The following is a 19,272-nucleotide window of genomic DNA, read 5'->3' as shown; positions in this document are numbered from 1 at the left end:
TTCAGAAAAGATTTTACTTTCACCTGTTCATTTTTACCATCCTGGTGACGCATATACATAAATCCAGGATGGATACAGGCTCCTCCTGTTTCGCCGCTTTTATTGATAGCGATCAATCCCACCTGGAAGTTTTTATTATCGGGGCTCAAATCAGTAATTCGCTTTAGGGCAATTTCACAAGCTTTTTGCGGACTCTTACCCTGCCTCATCATTTCCACAATTAAAAAACTGCTCACATTTTTCATAATTTCTTCACCTAAACCCGTTGCTACTGCCCCACCAATTTTATTATCTACAAACAAACCGGAACCAATAATTGGTGAATCTCCTATTCTGCCCGCAATCTTATAAGCCAGTCCAGAGGTGGTACAGGCACCTGCGATATTGCCATTTTTATCCAGGCAAAGCATCCCGATAGTATCGTGGTTTTCTACGTTTATTTCAGGCTGATAGTTTTTCTCTTTGAGCCATTCTTTCCATTTCTCCTTTCCTTCTTTCGTTAACAGATTTTTCTTTTCAAATCCGTTACTTAACGCAAACTGTAGCGCTCCTTCCCCAGCCAGCATCACATGCGGAGTCTCCTCCATTACTTTTCTAGCTACCGAAACAGGATGTTCAATTCCTTTTAAATATACCGCAGAACCGGCTTCACCATTTGGCGCCATAATGCAAGCATCCAGCGTTACATTTCCGTCACGATCCGGAGTTCCCCCAATGCCCACCGTAGTATTTTCAATATTAGATTCTTCCACTCTTACACCAGCTTCAACGGCATCAAGAGCGCCAGTACCTTCATTCAGCAACTGACCTGCTTTTAAATTGGCTTTATCAAAATTCCAGGTTGAAATACAAACAGGACGCGTTTTTTTGATAGTTTCATCTTCAAATGCAAAAGATTTGAAAATGTCTCCGCTGCTGAAAAATGCAATACTTCCTAAACTACTCTTGGTAATAAATTTTCTACGTTTCATTTATTTCATTTTAAAAGAAAAAACCAGTGCCGGTGAATTCTTTAAGTGCTGCGGAAGATTATTAGGAATAACTACACTAATTTCTCCATTTTCATTTTTGAATTTTAAGGACTTATCGAAGCCTACTAATTTCAGTTTATTGCCCGTTGGAACATTATTTGTCCATTTCGCACTCTTCAGGTTCTCTCCTTCCTTCTGTAGTACAATCGCGAAAACCTGATTATCTTTTTTGGTGAAATAAGCATTCTCTTCCTGATAATGATCCATTGCACGCGTACCGTAAATAGCCTCACCGTTAACATCCAGCCAGGCTCCAATTTCTTCCAGCTTCTTGACCACTTCTAAAGGAATAATCCCATCCGGCGTAGGCCCCACACCCAATAACATATTTCCACCCTTGGCTACCGTCTCCACAAGACTATGAATAACAGATCTTACCGACTTAAATTCGTCATTTGGAACGTATCCCCAATTATTGGCAAAGGGCAAACAGCTTTCCCAGGGATTATCCAATTTTGAATCGGGTATCCTGCGCTCCGGTGTCTGATAGTTTTCATAAGGCCCCTGAACAGTCCTGTCGGCAATTATCAATCCCGGTTGGGCTTTTCTTGCCATTTCTGCTATACTATCCATATTTATTTCCTGGCTAAATTCCGGAATAGGTGCACCCCAGGCTCTCACCTCATCATTGACCGTACTTTTTGGCCTTATCCAGCCACCGTCTAACCAAAGAACATCGACACCACCATAACCCGTCATGAGTTCCTGAATCTGATTAAACGTAAAATCCTGATAAGATTTCCATTTTTCAGGATATTCTCTGATATCATAATTTACATTTCGATTGGGTGTCGCGTATTTATCCCACCAAAAATCTTGGTTGTGCCAGTCCGGTTTTGAATAATAAGCTCCAATCATAAAATCTTTTTTTCGGAAAGCTTCAAAAACATATTTGACAATATTGGCTTTTGGGTGATCTTGAAACGGACCATTGGTGATTTTAAAATCCGTTTGCTTCGTATCGAACATGTTGAACCCGTCATGATGTTTCGTAGTAAAAACCACATATTTCATTCCCGCAGCTTCAGCAGCCTCAGCCCATCCGTCCGGATCAAAATTAACGGGATCAAAAACCGAATTCAGGTTCCAGTACCATTTTTTATAATCATTATAGCTAATATTTGGCGGCCTGTCAATCCAGTCTTCCGAACAAAGGGTCCATGATTCCATAATTCCGGGTACCGCATAAAGCCCCCAATGTATAAGCATTCCAAATTTCTGATCCTGCCATTTGTCAAGCTTTTCCAATACCTCTGGATTATCGGGTTTTTGATATTCTGAAGATCTTTGGTGTATATTATCTTCCTGGCCGAATACTGAAACACTCACCAAAAGCGCTATTAAAAACTGATTTATTTTTTTCATAATCTCAAATGCAAATTCCTTAATCTAGTTTAATCTCCTGCTCAATTTCGAAAGTTTCCGAAACCCGAAGATCTTCTGAAGAAGCCCCTATCTCTAATAGAAATTTTCCCGACTCCACAACCCTATCCATATCAATATTATATAAAGCCAAATGCTTCGGCTGAAGTGTAAATTTTACCGTTTTCTTTTCGTCAGGTTTCAGATTAATTCTTTGAAAACCGGCCAGTCGTTTTACGGAAGTCACTACACTACTTCGTAAGTCACTAACATACAGTTGGACTACTTCATCACCCCCCATATGCCCGGTATTCCGAATATCCAACTGAACATTAACCAAATTATCATTATTAGACGCATTATTTTTAACCTGCAAGTTACTATAGGAAAAATTGGTATAACTAAGACCAAAACCAAAAGGGAAAAGTGCTTTTGAATCAATTTCAATATAATCCCTTCTATGAGGATTTAACTGATTGTAATACACCGGCAATTGCCCTTCAGATTTTGGGACAGAAATTGGTAACCTTCCAGCTGGATTGTAATCTCCAAAAAGAACATCGGCTATCGCATTACCACCCTGCTCACCGGGATACCAAGTATCGAGGATAGCCGAAACGTTTTCAACAGGCCGGTTCAGCAATAATGGTCGTCCTTTTATGAGTACAAGAACTGTAGGTGTACCTGTGGCGACCACCGCATCAAGCAGTTCCAATTGTTTGCCCATAAGATGCAACGTAGAACGATCAAAACCTTCACCGCTTTCCATATCGCTCAGAATGTCTTCATTCTCAGAAATGCTTGCCGCTCCAGTTTCCTGATACTCTGTTTTAAAATCTCTCGCACTGGAACCACCTAAAACCACAATAGCCACCTCACTTAACCTGGCCAGTTCCACAGCAGCCCTAATATCTGTTTGTATGGTGTCTCTTACCCCCGTTCCTTTGCTATAAACAACCTCCGCATCTGGCAGGGCATTGCGAATTCCATCCAGAACCGTAAAAACTTTTTCTTCGCTCTGGGGAGCAGTGTAATCTCCTAGTTGATTATATTGCACATCCGCATTAGGCCCCAGAACAGCAATCTTTTTAATGTTTTTGTTTAGAGGAAGCAGGTTACCTTCGTTTTTTAAAAGGGTGATAGACTGTCGGGCAACTTCTAGGGCCAGTTCCTGGTTTCTTTCATTGTTTACTATAGAAACCGCTTCATTTTCATCAACATACGGATTTTCAAAAAGGCCTAATCTGAATTTGATTTCCAGAATTTTTCGAACGGCATTATCAAGCGTTTTCATATCCACTCTTCCATCTTCGATCGCCTCAAGTAAGGGTTCGTGATAAGCCTTTCCCCCAAGATCTGCATCCACTCCTGCTTTTATGGAAATGGCAGCAGCATCTTCCAATGAGCCGGCAATATGGTGACTACCAAGCAAACCTTCAATACTTCCTAAATCTGAAATTACAAATCCATCAAAACCCCATTGTTCTTTAAGTAGTCCTTTTAACAGCTTTTCATGCGCAGTACTTGGAATACCATCCACAGAACTATAGGCTGTCATAACGGAAAGAATTCCAGCATCGACCACTTCTTTTACAGGATATAACATATTCTGAAATAAATCGCGTTCTCCGGTTATTACGGCTCCACCATTATGGCCTCCTTCGGAAGCCCCATAAGCAATAAAATGCTTCATTGTAGCCACAATCTTATCCTTTTGAGAAACGTCATCTCCCTGAAAACCGGAAACTATTGCTTTACCCATTTCAGCGGTTAAAAAAGGATCTTCTCCAAAAGTTTCTTCCACACGAGACCATCTTGGATCACGGGAAATATCCAGGATCGGGCCATATCCAATATTACCCCCCTGCGCTCGAACTTCTGCAGCAATAGCGGTTGCCATATCTTCGATCAAATCTGGATTCCATGTACTGGCCTGGCCAATTCCTGTGGGAAATGTAGTTGCCCCTATTGCCATGTGTCCATGCATGCTTTCTTCAGCTAAAAGTAACGGGATTCCCAACCGAGTTTCTTCCACCGCATATCGCTGTATCGCATTTGTAGCCTTGGCAGCCTGTTTAGGACTTAACCCTGTTTCAAGCGTTTTTTGAGTCCAGGGATCGGCACGAAGCGTCGCCCAAAGGCCGCCAATATGCCTTTCGGTTATTTCTTTTTTATAAAGCTCGCTAACCGAAACCTGATCGTTCGTTTTTTCATACATAGGCCAGCCCAAGGGAAAAAGCAATTGCCCTGCTTTTTCTTCCACAGACATCTGCATAAGCAGATTTTCTACACGATCGGAAACCGGCAAGTCCGAATCCAGATAGGTGTTATCCACTGCTGCTGAATCCTGTGCAGTTAGATCTAAGCAAAAACATAAGGCTAAAAACAATAAAAATTTAAACCTCCCAATCATGCACGTAATTTTTAGTTATTCTCCTCTCCCCATACAAAATCTCCATCTTCAATCTGCCATGAATTTCCGAAGAAACCGGCAGCTTTGATACTTTCCAAACCTTTAGCAGGCATTTCCGCATCAAATATCATTACATCAGGAAAAAATGTCGCATTCAATAAATAGTCATTGGCATATGCAGCGTGCATCCCTTCCCTTCCCGTGGCGGTAATTATGCCAATAGTAGCTTTTTCAGTATTTGTTCGGGGATAAACCATATAGGCGCCAAGGTCATTACCAGACCATTTTTTAGTTCCGAAAGTAAACGAGTTATTACTCACCTTAAACGGCGCATTTTTAAGTAGTTTCTTCCAGGCAGCATTATTATCGCTGTTCCCATAGAGGATTATATTATTGTCAGGATATTCCGATTCCTTAAAATCGGTATCTTTAACAAGATGTATGGTGCCATTCCCGCGGTACCAGAATTTCTCGGCATCATACCGCGCTCTGTTCAGATACCATTGGTTTTCTTCTTTCGTTCCTTTTGTGGCGTATACAAAAACCATATTGTTTTTGAAGGCGTCCTTAAAGGTGCCGTTTCGCTTTGGATTTTTTACTGATGAAGATGGTTTCTCAGCTGTTATCCAATTTCCATCCTTAAATCTGAAAAATTGCTCCGCTTTCATTTCTGAAACCGGAAAGAATGTATCATCAAGTTTTAGCTCAAGCAAGGAATCCCCGGCCTTTTCAAAATTAACTTTAAAAAGAGCGATGTTTTCGGTAGTCACATATACGGTATCTGCTTCCTTTTCCATGGAAAACGAGCTGATCTCCAATGGCGTTTGTTGTTGCCAGATTTCAAGATAATGCGATCCTTCTGAAACTCCCGGAGAAGCTGTTTTAAACTGAAGTTCATCGATTTCAGGATCTTTCTTTATTTTTCTAAAGTTAAAAAACTCAAACAATGGCGGCCAGTCTACACTTTCACTTCCAAACCAATGCTCCCCATCGGGATACTCATAATAGGCGAAGTCATCATGAAATGTTCCTAGCACCTGTCGCATTTCGCGAGCAATATCGGTGGGCACCACATTATCTTTTTCGCCATGTAGCACATACACTCCGTAATGCAAATAATTTTCCTTCAGTTTTAAAGAACGACTTGTGTTACCCGCTCTCTGTATAATATCTGATAAATCCTGAAGGTTTTGCGTAGGCTGTTTCCCATCCGCCTGATCCATAAATTCCTGCTTGGTCATTCCAAACCTCTCGAAATCAGATTCCGGTCTTTCCCGCATACGCTCTACAAAACCTCTTCGATATTTGATCAAATCGGGATATCCCGCGGCAGGCCCAATCGCTGCGAATCTGTCAGGATAAGTAACCCCTAAATACCATGTGCCATGACCGCCCATAGAATGTCCTGTTAAATAAGTATGCTGCGGATCGGTTTCGTATTTCTTTTCGGCAATCCCCAGAACTTCCATGGCATCCATCCTTCCCCAGTCTTCCCATGCAAAACCAAAAGGTCTTCTATTGGTAGCCGCTACAATGTGCATAGAATCTTTCTGCTGGTAAGCAGCAGCCTGATTGACAGCTTCTACAGAAGCACCATGAACGGTTAAAGTAAGCGCCTGGTTCGAGGTGTTTTTGGTTAATGAAGGGGCAACACTATAATATTGGACACTACCATCCAGATCACTGATAAATGTTTCTTTATGATGTTTATAAGCCGATTTCACGTCCAGACTAATCGTTAGAGTATCCAGCAACTTTCCCTTTTTATCTCTCAACTCAAGAAAAACATCCTGTTTTGTATCTATTTCCAAACCCTGAATTGCAGGAATTTTGAAAGGAACTTTTTTTACATAATCCGGTGCTATAGGCTTAAGATCATAACCAATTTCATTGCCATGAAGGCTGGCTAAAATGCTTCCTCCAGCAAACTCATTTGAACTCACGTTCATAACTCTTAATGCACCCCATAATTCTGTATTTTCTTCTGCAATAAGATCCGGCAGGGTCATATCCCTTTCTGTAAATTGAACGGGAGCGTCGGTTTTTAATAATCTGGCGCGAATACGATTAAATCTTCCACCGGTAAGTAAAATAGGATTATTTCCCTTTTTTAATTGAACAGGAATGAGACTCCAGCCGTAATCATAATGATCACCTTCGTGTGGCATTCCGTTGACAATCGCCGTAGTATGACCGGAAGCTTCCAACACTGCCATTTGATCCTGATCTGATTCGAAGTTCAAAAAGAGATATCCCGACCTGAAATTACCTTCAAACTCGTTGGTTTTATTTACGCTAATTGTATCCCATGATAGGGTAGTGCCATTCTTATCCTCAAAGGAATCCCCTTTTTGTATCATCTTCCCTGGTTTACCTAAAAAAGTTGCGATAACAGGATCGCTTTCAACAGCCTTCACGGCGAAGCTTCCTCTTAAACCGCTCAGTATTAAACCTTCTTCAAAAAGGTGAAGAATTTCACCTTCACTCACTTCATTGATTTTTTCCTTCCCAAAATATTCTACAATATTCCCTTCTCTTTCCTGTGATTCTGTATTTATTGTATGTAAAAAGCAAATTGCGACAAGAAGTATTACTAAGGCGGTGGATTTATTCATTTTCATTTGTTTTATAGGTTTGAATAATTAAATTCTCGCCGAGCAAAAGCGGGTCTTGCTGGATTGTATAGTTGTTGATTTCTTCACCTTTTAATTCCATGGATTTTATCGCATTCCCATTTCCTATTTTTTCAATGATCAGATGAGTCTTGTTATAAAATCTTGGATCTAGGTTTAGCTTAACTTTTTCAAAAGTTGGAGCAACAATAGTATACACCGGTTTTGCAGGAGTTATGGGATAGAAACCCATCATGGAATAAATCACCCATGCACTCATGGTACCAGTATCGTCATTTCCCGGAATTCCCTCAGGAGCATTTTTATAATATTGATGAATTAATTCATTAATTTTTGCTGAAGCTTTATATTCTTTACCTGGAATAAAATTGTACAGATAGCCGTACGCAAAATCAGGTTCATTTGCCATATCGAATTGATCCTTTTCAAATAACTCATCAAGCCTGGCTTCAAATTTCGAATTTCCGCCCATCTCTTCTTTTAAACCTTCAATATCATGCGGAACCATAAAAAGATATTGCCAGGCATTACCTTCGATGTAGCCGGGATTACTGGCAAAATTAGTTCCTGCAAGCGGATCGAATTCTGAAAACCAGGTTCCGTCAGTATTTTTTGGTTGTAAAAATCCAGTTTCCGGATTATACAGGTTTTTATAGGAAGTAGAACGCTCTGAAAATTTCTGATAATCTTCATTTTTACCGAGTTCATTAGCCATCTGAGCAATGGCGTAATCTGCGATATTATACTCCTGCGTCACAGAGACTGGTCCCTTCACATGACTGTCAACTCCAATATAACCTTTTTCAATATATTGTATTAAACCTGGCCGCAACGGATTGGAAACAGTATTCAGAGCGCTTTTAAGCATCGCTTCATAAGCAGTTTGGACATCAAAATCTGTAAGACCTCGCAAATAAGTATCAGCGAACACTATCGCAGCTGGGTCCCCAACCATAGTAAAGGTTTCAGTTGAATTTAATTCCCATTTAGGCAGCCATCCGTTTTCTTTATACATGTCCAGCATGGAGTTTGCCATTTCCAGCTGCTCTTCGGGATAAAGCAGGCTCATTAGCTGATGATAATTCCGGTAAGTATCCCAAAGTGAAAAAGTGGTGTAGCGGGTACCTTCAGTTCTACCGATCTTGCCAGTCCCTACTTCAGGATATTCCCCGTTAATGTCGTTCAGGATATTGGGATGGATCTGCGTATGGAAAAGGGCGGTATAAAAAATTGTTTTTTCATCTTTATTTCCGCCTTCAATTTCGACAACCTGTAATTTTTCATTCCATGCTTTTCTGGTGTTCGCGTAAACCGATTCGAAATTAGAATTCCCGACTTCCTTTTCCAGATTCTCCTTTGCATTTTCCAAACTCACATAAGAAATACCGATTTTCATCTCCACCTGTTGTGGCTTTTTAAAATTGTAGGTCATATAGGCTCCTATACTATCGCCAACCACTTCCCGAGTGAATCCTTTTTTGATACGGGTTTCACCGTTGTAATGCATCCATTGGGATTCTAGGCCGTTGTATTTATAAGGTGTTTTCCATACCCCAAATTCATCGGCAGGTTTAGAGAATTTTGCCACAAAATATACCGGATAAGCAGCCTCAGGATTATTGTAGCAAAAACTACCCACCATTCGCATCCCTTCAATCTCTGTAGGAGAAACCACATGAACCATCGCTCCCTGCTCATTGGTTAAACCTAAACCCAGGTTTAATAGAATATTGGATTTTCCGGCCGGAAAAGAATAGCGGCTAACCCCTACTCTGGTACTTGCAGTAGCTTCTGCTTTTACTTTATATTTATCTAATTGTGCAGAATAATAACCTGCTTCGGCCGTTTCTTCAGAATAGGTGGTTCCATATTTTAAATGATTTGTTTCCAGTTCTCCGGTTGTTGGTATGCTAACAATAACTCCCAGTTCAGGACATCCCACGCCACTCATATTCACATGGCTAAAGCCGGTCAAAAACGTATTTTCATGTACGTAGGGATTGGAAAGCCATCGGCTGTCTTTTTCCAATTTATTCTCTGCTCCGGCCACGTTAAACGGGGAAACACTTGCCATTCCTCTGGGGGCTATCGCTCCGGGATTGGTTGCGCCAAAATTGGAAGTCCCGATGAATGGGTTTACATAGTCTAATAATTGCATCTCCTCCTGGCCTTTTACAATATTAATTGCAAAAAGCATAACGAAAAATAAAGATGTATTTTTTAAACTTGTCATATCTAGTTTACTAATATCTCATCAATAAATAGCCAGGAACCCCTGCGCCCGGAGAAGCTTCGAGGTTCAACGCTAACTCTGATGTATCGAGCTTCCTGTTCTTCAAAGTCTACGGAAAAATCTTTAATAAGGGATTCTGGATTATTCTCGAAATCAATATCCATTTCGCCCACCTTTCTAAAATCAGAATTGTCCGTGGAAACTTCTACAATAATATTCTGCGGAAAATAGATTCCGGCTCCCTGGTGTTCTATGGTGCCTACTTTTATGTCCTGAACTGACTTATTTTCTTCTAGATCTAAAGTCACCACTGCTGGCCTTCTAATCCAACCCTGCCAGCGACCGTCATGAAAATTTTTACTTCCCCTTAAAACATCTACCAGTGTAGTTTCTCCGCTTCCTTTATAACGGTCACTAAATTCATTTTTGTAATCAACCTCAGAGGCTACACCTTTATGGAATACAAATTCTTTTTCCAATTTAGTTCCCATAGGTTGACCATTCTTAAATACTGCCGCTTTTAGAATAGCAGAGGTATCCAGAGATATTGGATTTTCGTAAACAGGAGAATTGTTATTTAATTCCTCATTCAGCGCATAACGGATTTGCTGATCGGGAAATTCCGCTTCCATGGTTATTTCAATACTTTTTGAATCGAGATTGATTTTAGAAGAGGGGGTAATAGCATAAGCGCTTTTTGCATAATTGATCCCCATAATATCAAAACGCTCCATCATCTTTTGAACCCTTCTCGCATAAGCATTCCAGTCTAATTTCTCTTCAGGAGTCCAGACTACTTCAGAAAGAGCTGTTAGTCTGGGAAATAGCATATATTCTGATTGCTCTTCTGTAGGAATATATTCGGCCCATAAATTAGCCTGCCCCCCTAAAATGTGTTCTTTTTGTGCTGTGCTCATGGAATCCAAAACAGGTCTGAATTTATAAACCTGGCTCAGCGGTGTAAAGGCATTAAATGCAATAGGCTCATTATCTGGATTACCCTGATAATAATCAAAGTACATATGACTAGTTGGAGTCATCACCACATCATGCCCCTCTTTGGAAGCCTCCCAGCCTCCTTCAAAACCGCGCCAGCTCATTACGGTGGCTTCTTCAGGCAATCCTCCTTCCAGAATTTCATCCCAGCCAATCAGGGTTCTGTCATTTTCCGCAAGAAAATTCTCCATTCGCTGCATAAAATAGCCTTGTAATTCTTCAACCCCGGAAAGCCCCTCTTCACGGATTCTACGTTGGCAATCGGGACAACTTTCCCAATTTGTTTTGGTGGCTTCGTCACCACCCACGTGAATATATTCCCCCGGAAAAAGAGGGATTACTTCAGTAAGCACATCTTCCAGAAATTCAAAAGTTGTTTCCTTCCCAGGGCAGTAAATACTGGTAATAGGCCAGACGCCCCCCGAAGGGACCGCAATAGCTTCACCCGTACATGATAACCAAGGATAAGCTGCTATGGCACTCATTACGTGCGCTGGCATTTCTATTTCTGGTACAACCCGAATACCCAAATCGCTTGCATAAGCCACAATTTCTTTTATCTCTTCCTGTGTATAAAAGCCTCCAAAAGTGGCCTCGGCATTCGAATCATTTTCAGCTCTGGCATTCCAGTGCTTGTCTTCCTGGTCTACCCGGAAAGCTCCGACTTCAGTAAGCTTTGGATACTTTTTAATTTCGATTCTCCAACCTTGATCGTCAATAAGATGGAAGTGAAAAGTATTCAGCTTTAAGAAAGCCATACGATCAAGGTGTTTTTTTATATATTCTTTATCGAAAAAATGCCTCGAAACGTCCAGCATGTTACCTCTCCAGCTATATTGCGGAACATCTGAAATGGAAACATTAGGAATAAGCCAGTTTGTATTATCCACAAATGACTGACTTTCTATCTCCTTAGGGAGCAACTGCCGGATAGTTTCCAGACCATATACAAAACCAAGGTGGGAACCCGATTCAAGAATTACCTGATCATTAGAAACATCAAGATTATAGGCCTCATTACCAAGTTTTGAATTGAACTTTAACTGAATAAAATTCTCCTCCGGAGTTTCTTTAACAGTTTGCAATTGAAAACCTGCAGCCTGGTCAAAAAGATCAGTGATTATTGGTGTTATTATTTGCAGACTATCCTCGGCAAGTACCAATTTAGTTTCTGAATTTACGCTGAAGCTTCCTTCTCTTAATTCCAAATTTTTAGGCTTTGGGATAAGGACCAAGTCATCTTCAGTAAAAGATCTTCTTTCGGTTTCTTCACAACCCTGCATGAAAATGGCTGATAATAGAACCAATATTCCGATTCTGAATCTTAATTTATTACAAATACTTTTCATTTTATTTAGTTTTTGAATATCGTACAACTTTTAATTTCTCATCTGTAAAGGCACCGCCATCAAAGAATGAAACACCTCTGGCTCCATTATTTTTTGCCTGATTTATTGCTTCCAGAAGTTCTTCGGGAGACATTTCAGGTATATAAACTCCAGTATGCAGTTCTACATCTTTGGCTTTTAAATCTTCTACCCCTTGCCTGGTGGCAAAACCTATCCATTCCAGTTCTTCATTATAAAAATTGTTATAGATCATTGGGAGGACCATATCGATATCCCATTTATCCCAGCGTTGACGTACCATATGATCTGCCATTTCAGGATATGGAAAAACCGCTGCGCTCATATTCTTTCCGTTCTCATGAACAATTTTATACGAATCGTTCACAACACCCCTTATTTTATTCAAGCGGAACTGTTTCCATTCTATATCCAGTTCAGGATGTTCCATCTGTCGCGGATTTTTATGATGATTTTTTTCAAATTCGGCCACACAAACATCGCAGTAACAGTAATCGAACTGAGGAAGCTCCGTATTTTGCTCGAGTTTATATTTTGGCAGTAACCCAATAGGCAGGAAAATATCCGGAAATCTTATATAATCCAGATGAACGGTTTTTATACCCTCCACTTTCGAGAGTCCTTCAACAAGATTTAAAACATGGTTCCTCGAAGCTTCCCTTGTAGGACAAAGCCACTGATAATAATCTACATATGGACGGTGGTCGAAACAGGATTCTCCGTTTCTGTTTACCTGATACCAGTCCGGGTGCTGTAATGCAATAGTATCTCCCGGCCGGTTCATAGCCATAATCCAAGCGTGGACTTCCAGGCCTTCATCTTTAGCCAGGGGGGTTAACCTAGACAGAAGTTCTGGATCGGTATTGGTGTTGATAAGGACCGCATCCAGCCCATTATCCTTATACTTTCTGAATTCCTGGGTATAAGATAAATCAGATCTTTTTGTATCTGCGGTGATCCAAGTCCAGTATTTAAAATTGGACTCGTTCGATGTTTCCCGGGCTACATCCCTATCAAGATTTTGTTCAACCGAATTAGCTTCCTTTTTACAGGAGCAAAAAAGGTAAAACCAGCATAAAATAAAAATCAATTTATATTTCATAATACTTTTAGTCATTTACGATTTCTTTAGTTTTCGTTATATCCATAAAATCCCCATTTTCTTTAATCAAATACTTATTTCCAGAAAAAGGGCTTTCTACAATTATATTATATCCTGCAGAATGCTTTTCAATTTGAAATTCAACTCTTTTACCTTCAACCCATATGGGTAATCCAGTTAATTCAGCTACAGAAGTTGCCCATTCACCATCCCTTTTAAAATAAGATTTCTGTGCCCGGTATAATTCATACATTTTCCAGCGAATGGCTTCATCCTTTGGTATTTCGAAAACTATCTCTTCAGAAGGTGGCACATCACTGAAGTAAACATAGCCCCAATGCTCCGGCTCATGCATATTTATTACACCCTGCGGCGACCAGACCCAGTTATATTCAGGAAGATAATTGCCATTTTCATCCTGTTTTCTGAAATATCGATTATTCTTTAAACTGTGATCCCAATTAACACGTGAAAAATTAACACGCCAGAAGTCATTAACCGGGATTTCCCCTGTTTCCGAAGCTTCGGTAAGCACCTCCCAAGGCATGGCGATTTCAACTTCCCAGAATATATCCTCATCCTCAGGGTTATTGAGGGAACCTTTAATATTAACTCCTGTTTTGAGTCCATTAATATTCCAGCTATCTACGGCGTGTCCACCTTCGCGATATGCTTCCACCAGCATTAAATCCCAAACCGTATTAAGAGCGTTCATCTCCAGTTCCATATATTTTTGTGAATCACCATCGGGATCTAAAAAAACTTCGAAATCATTGTTATAGAAAATTACAGTATCCCTTTGCTTTAATGTTGCCCAAATATGTGGTTCTTCCATTCTTGCATAGATATAGAAATAATCCTCGTCCCAGAGCATTTTGACTCTGGTACTAAACTTTGTTTTTTTATCCCCTTCAATGTCTGTAAATTCTTCCGTCCATCTAGTATCAATCCAATCCTCTTCATCGGCCCTACCGTCAATTACAATTTCGGATAGGGTCTTATAAGCAGCGTAACTCCTGGGCGTTTGAGCCATGAGTGAATAGCTGGCGAGAATTAAAAAAAATAAGAATGGAAATCTCATTTTAAAGTGTTTTGTTTTACGTATTCAAGAACTTCGCTGATTCTTCCGTAGGCTACTCCGGTCACTGTATCTGCAGCACCATAATAAAGAGCAAGTCTATCTTCTTCTATTGAATGCAAAGCTGCGCAGGGAAAGAGAACATTGGGAACATCACCGGTGAGCTCATATAATTTTGCCGGTGCAAGGAGATAAGGCTTTGAACGGAATTTGACTTTATCGGGTTCATTTTCTTCTAAAATTGCTGCCCCTATAGAATACCTGAAACCATTGCAGGTAGCGATGACCCCGTGATAAAAAAGCAACCAACCTTCTGCAGTTAAAATTGGTACAGGGCCAGCCCCTATTTTAGTGCATTGCCACGCACTCTGTTCGAAAGGGGCAACCTTCATCACACAGCGATGCTCGCCCCAGTATTTCATATCTGGACTGTAACTTATATAAATATCACCAAAAGGAGTATGGCCGTTATCACTTGGTCGGCTGAGCAAGGCATATTTTCCATTAATTCTTTTCGGAAAGAGAACTCCATTCCTGTTAAAGGGCAAAAAGGCATTTTCGCACTGAAAAAATTCTTCAAAGTCGAAAGTGTAGCCAATACCAATCGTTGGACCATGATAACCATTGCACCAAGTAATCCAATAGCGGTCTTCTATAAAAGTGACCCGGGGATCATATTTATAGTCTGATTCGATCATTTGAGTATTACCAGGCTGCATTTTTATCGGCTCGTGGTTAATATCCCAATTGATCCCATCCTTACTAAAGCCGGCAAATATATTCATTTGTACCGCTTTGTTATCGCAACGAAAAACTCCGGCAAATCCATCCTTGAAGGGTACAACCGCACTGTTAAAAATACTATTAGAACTGGGTATTGCGTACCTGTCGATTATCGGATTGCTGGCATGGCGCCATAAAACATCCTTACAGTTCTCAGGACTATCCTGCCAGGGTATATTTTTCATTCTTAATTTCTTTAAGATTTTTTACTTTATCCAACCAGGTAAATTTTAAAATAACTGTACTTAAAATGAACACCAGGAATATAATTCCGAAATTTTCATCGTCTCTTATAAATAAATAAATAGGCAGCAAGATCATACTGGACTGCCAGATAATCCCAATCGACAATTGAACATATCCAACCAGAACATGTCATTTTCTGTATATTTTTATCCTCGATATGCTCCCTCACTGGCTTCCAGAAACCCCATGGCCTAACCACTGTATAAAATGATTTTAGAGTCTTTATATCTGTTGGTTTGCTTAGGTAGGTTACCAAAAGGCTGCCAAGAAGTGAGAAACCAAAGATTATCGAAAAAAGATAAATTGCCGGGATTTCAGAAATTTCATGTAAGGTAGAACCAGGATTTAGATTATTCTTATTCTGGTCCAAAATAAATTGTACACTGGTTAAGAAAAGGCCGGCCAGCATTCCCCAGAAATAACCCCAACCATTAAATCGCCACCATACCCACTTCAAGAAATTAGCAGCAATGTATACTACATAGAACGCACTGGTGATCCATAGGGTAATGGAGTTGATTGATTCTGCAAAGAAGCCCATGAAGACACCTAGTGCTACAACACCAAAAGAAGCCAGATAGCTAGCTTTCACATAATGTTTATCTGAAGCGGAAGGTTTAAAATATTTTTTATAAATAGCATTTGCGATATATGCGGATCCGGCATTCACAAATGCTGAAAAAGTAGACATAAAAGCAGCGAGCAACCCTGCAAGTAAAAGACCTTTGATCCCTATCGGAAGATGATTATTAATCACTTTAGGAAGAACTACTTCCAGATCATTCCCTGTTACCCCGCTATTAGTTGCCATCTCCGGTGCTACGAAAGCCAATCCCAATACAATAAGCAGATATCGCGGAATACACAAAATAAGATTAGTAAAACCGCTCATATATGCTGCCTCTATCAAGCTTCTTGTAGAAAGGATGCGCTGCATATCACACTCGAAGGGTGGACCTGCAATACTCGCAAAGAAACCCTTGAAAAGAGTCATCCCTATAAACGCACCAAACATTTTATAGCCCTGCGTATCAATAAACCTGTTAAATTCTGAATAATCACCGGTCCAAAAGCCAGTTAATTTTTTGCCAAAAAGCACATTTTTCCATTCTCCCGGTATTAATCTGGCAATTTCAAGATCAGTGAAAGCAAAAAAAGTATAGCCGGCTACCAGTAATCCTGCCAAAACCATAATTAAATATTGTAGAACTTCTGTGGTCACTACGGAAAACATTCCCCCTTTGACCGTATGAATAGTGGTGAAAAAAATTACAAGCAGAGCATAGGATTGTTCAGAATTCAATAACGTGCTATTATTAAAATTCAGACTTAAATCCCATGGCAGGATGACAGTCATAAATTTTCCTGCTCCTTCAAAAAAATATGCAATAAAACCAATAGATGCCACTACTGCAAAAACAGCCACGATAGGATGAGAACCCCTTCCGGCCTTTCCATCACCAAACCGGGTAAGAATCCATTCCGAACCGGTCATCACTTTAGATCTCCTAATCCAAACGGCCAAAAACATCATAACAAACACCAGGTTCCAAATAGGCCACATCCACATAAACATAAAACTTTTTACGGAAACATCAAACATTCCTAAGCCATTACCCAAACCCAAGTAATACCATTTGATGCTTTTACCTCCAAGAAAATAAGAATCAAGCCCGCGGCTAGCCTTCCTGGAAACCCAGACACCAGCTCCCAGAGTAAGAACTATATAAATGAAAATAATAATTACATCTATGATATGCATTTAATACTCTTTGTTAAGGCCCCAGTTTTTATTCGGTTTATTCCCCATTTCGAAAAGCAGTTTCCCACCATTTAAAATCTCCTCGTGACTAATAGAGGTTCGGTTGAACGGCTCCCCATTAAATTCGGCAGATTGGATATAGTAATTCTCAGAAGAAACATTTTTGGCTTCGATAACGAAGGTTTTCCCATTATCCAGAGTTATCGTTGATTTTTCGAACAGTGGCGTTCCTATTTCATAACTGGCACCAGCCGGATTGAAGGGATATAAACCCATAGAACTAAACACATACCAGGCAGACATTTGCCCTGCATCCTCATTTCCACTATAGCCGTTAGGTGTGGTATTGTACTGTGAATCCAGAATCTGTTTTACCCAGTATTGCGTTCTCCAGGGTTTCCCTGCCCTGTTAAAAAGATAAGCGATATGGTGGCTAGGTTCATTTCCATGAGCATATTGCCCTATTAATCCCGAGATATCTGCAGAAGCCTCCTCTCCGGTGATTTCAGAACTTTCGGTAAAAAGTTGCTCCAGTTTTTCAGTAAAAGCATCAGCACCGCCAAAAATTTCAACAAAATTTTCAGTATCATGAAGCACAAACCAGCTGTGCTGCCATGCATTACCTTCGGTATAGTCGGTTTCGGTCATATGCTTGGAGAATTTTGGATCAAACGGTTCCCTCCAACTATTCTCCGTAGTATCTCTACCTCTCATAAACTTTGTTTCCAGATCGAAAACCTTCTCATAAGCCCTGGATCTTTCCAGGAAGTACTCATAATCTTCAGTCTTATTTAGGGCTTTAGCCATTTGGGCCACGCACCAGTCGTTGTAGGCATATTCCAGGGTCATGGTGACCGATTCGTCCTGCTGATACGGGATAAATCCATACTTTCTATAGGCTTCTAAACCACGTTTATCCTGCATCATGGTGTTTTTCATGGCATCATAAGCCTTTTCCACATCAAAATCACGGATGCCCTTAAAATAGGCTTCGGTAATAATAGGGATCGAGTGATAACCCGTCATGGTATTGGTTTCATTACCATAAAGGGTCCAAACAGGCAGACTCTTGTTTACTTCATAATAAACAAGCATAGATTTGATAATATCCGCAACTCTTTCCGGCTGTAGAATGCTTAATAGAGGCTGCTCTGCCCTGAAAGTGTCCCATAAGGACAAGGTAGAATAGGCATTGAAGTCACCTGTGGCAATACTGTCATTTTCTAATCGAAACTGACCATTTGTATCACTAAATAAAACAGGTGAAAGTTGGGTATGATATAAGGCTGAATAAAAAATTGTTTTTAAAGAATCCTGAGGTGTCTCTATTTCAATCTTATTCAAAACGTTATTCCAATTATTGAAGGACTCCTCTTTTTGGTAACTAAATGAATTTTCCGAAGAGTTTAAATTTACTATTGCATTTTCAATGCTTACCGAGGAAATAGCCAACCTCAGGTCCAGTTCTTTGACATTTTCAGGATCAAAAAATAATTGAACAGATGACTTTCGTCCGGTAACTTCAATACTATCTGATTTTTTTAAATCTGAATAGAATTCGCTTCTAACTACAGGTTCAGAAAATTTCAGCACAAAAAATAACTTCTGATTTTTTGCCCATCCGCTACTATGGCGGTGGCCAACTAACGTACTATCATTTTCAAGTTTGATATTGGTGTTTACAGGCCGGTCCCAGTTTATCGCAAAACCCAAATCCATAATTACCGAAGGTTCTCCGGAATCAAATGTATAATGGTGATAGGCCACTCTTTCTGAAGTGGTCATTTCCACTTTCACATTAAAATCATCCAGAAAAACACTATAATAACCAGGCTCTGCATTTTCTTTTTCATGGGAGAATTTTGATATATAGGGAATATCGTTTCTTTCCTTGACCTTTTTTGAAAGATCAATAGGCTTATTCACCGGCATGACCAATAAGTCTGCAAGGTCTCCAATCCCGGTTCCGCTTAAATTGAGCGCAGTAAAACCCGCTACCAGGGAGTCGGAATAATGATAGCCGGAACACCAGTCCCAACCACTCAAACCATTCACAGGACTCGCCTGGATCATACCAAATGGAGATGATGCTCCGGGAAAGGTATGTCCGTGGCCGCCAGTACCAATAAAGGGATTTACAAATTTATTGGCGGAAAAAGTGGTGCTAGGATCAATTTCTTCATCTGTTCTCTCCTGGCAGGAGAATAAAGTAAATCCCAAAAAAAGAAGTAGCAAAAATTTCAATTTTATCGAGAACTTTTGTCTT

Annotated in this window: 10 protein-coding genes and 1 pseudogene; all 11 read right to left on the bottom strand. The window is 40.2% G+C overall.

All coding sequences use genetic code 11. The features are described from left to right. Positions 1-971, bottom strand: a 971-nt coding sequence (locus RM539_RS04745) for a glycosylasparaginase (RefSeq protein WP_311502280.1), incomplete at its 3' end; no start/stop codon positions are given. Next, entirely contained in the window at positions 972-2,396 is a 1,425-nt protein-coding gene (locus RM539_RS04740) for an alpha-L-fucosidase (RefSeq protein WP_311502279.1), read from the bottom strand. Positions 2,397-2,415: 19 nt separating this feature from the next. Then, positions 2,416-4,806: a glycoside hydrolase family 3 N-terminal domain-containing protein gene (locus tag RM539_RS04735; protein WP_311502278.1), complete on the bottom strand. Its 2,391-nt coding sequence runs from the start codon at positions 4,804-4,806 to the stop codon at positions 2,416-2,418. Between the two features lie 11 nt (positions 4,807-4,817). Further along, positions 4,818-7,421, bottom strand: coding sequence for an alpha/beta hydrolase-fold protein (locus tag RM539_RS04730; protein WP_311502277.1), 2,604 nt, complete (start codon positions 7,419-7,421; stop codon positions 4,818-4,820). Beyond that, positions 7,414-9,672, bottom strand: a complete 2,259-nt coding sequence (locus RM539_RS04725; protein WP_311502276.1) for a GH92 family glycosyl hydrolase — start codon at positions 9,670-9,672, stop codon at positions 7,414-7,416. The genes RM539_RS04730 and RM539_RS04725 overlap by 8 nt, the downstream gene beginning before the upstream one ends. 2 nt (positions 9,673-9,674) lie before the next feature. Further along, positions 9,675-12,017 carry a glycoside hydrolase family 20 protein gene (locus tag RM539_RS04720; RefSeq protein ID WP_311502275.1) on the bottom strand — a complete coding sequence of 781 codons (2,343 nt, stop codon included), beginning with the start codon at positions 12,015-12,017 and terminating at the stop codon, positions 9,675-9,677. A 1-nt stretch (position 12,018) separates the two neighbouring features. Further along, positions 12,019-13,137, bottom strand: a complete 1,119-nt coding sequence (locus RM539_RS04715; RefSeq protein WP_311502274.1) for a putative glycoside hydrolase — start codon at positions 13,135-13,137, stop codon at positions 12,019-12,021. Between the two features lie 7 nt (positions 13,138-13,144). Beyond that, a complete protein-coding gene (locus tag RM539_RS04710; protein WP_311502273.1) occupies positions 13,145-14,218 on the bottom strand; it encodes a carbohydrate-binding family 9-like protein in 1,074 nt (357 codons plus the stop codon). Next, positions 14,215-15,183, bottom strand: a complete 969-nt coding sequence (locus tag RM539_RS04705; RefSeq protein WP_311502272.1) for a glycoside hydrolase family 130 protein — start codon at positions 15,181-15,183, stop codon at positions 14,215-14,217. Before RM539_RS04705 ends, RM539_RS04710 begins: the two co-directional genes overlap by 4 nt. Beyond that, a pseudogene (locus tag RM539_RS04700) lies at positions 15,158-17,006 on the bottom strand (sodium:solute symporter family transporter). Before RM539_RS04700 ends, RM539_RS04705 begins: the two are co-directional and overlap by 26 nt. Further along, entirely contained in the window at positions 17,007-19,256 is a 2,250-nt protein-coding gene (locus tag RM539_RS04695) for a GH92 family glycosyl hydrolase (protein ID WP_432264609.1), read from the bottom strand. Positions 19,257-19,272: the final 16 nt, after the last annotated feature.

Source organism: Autumnicola musiva, assembly GCF_031846585.1.
Classification (GTDB): Bacteria; Bacteroidota; Bacteroidia; order Flavobacteriales; family Flavobacteriaceae; genus Autumnicola; species Autumnicola musiva.
The sequence above is the reverse complement of the archived record's forward strand: the minus strand, read 5'-3'. Positions and strand labels throughout refer to the sequence as shown.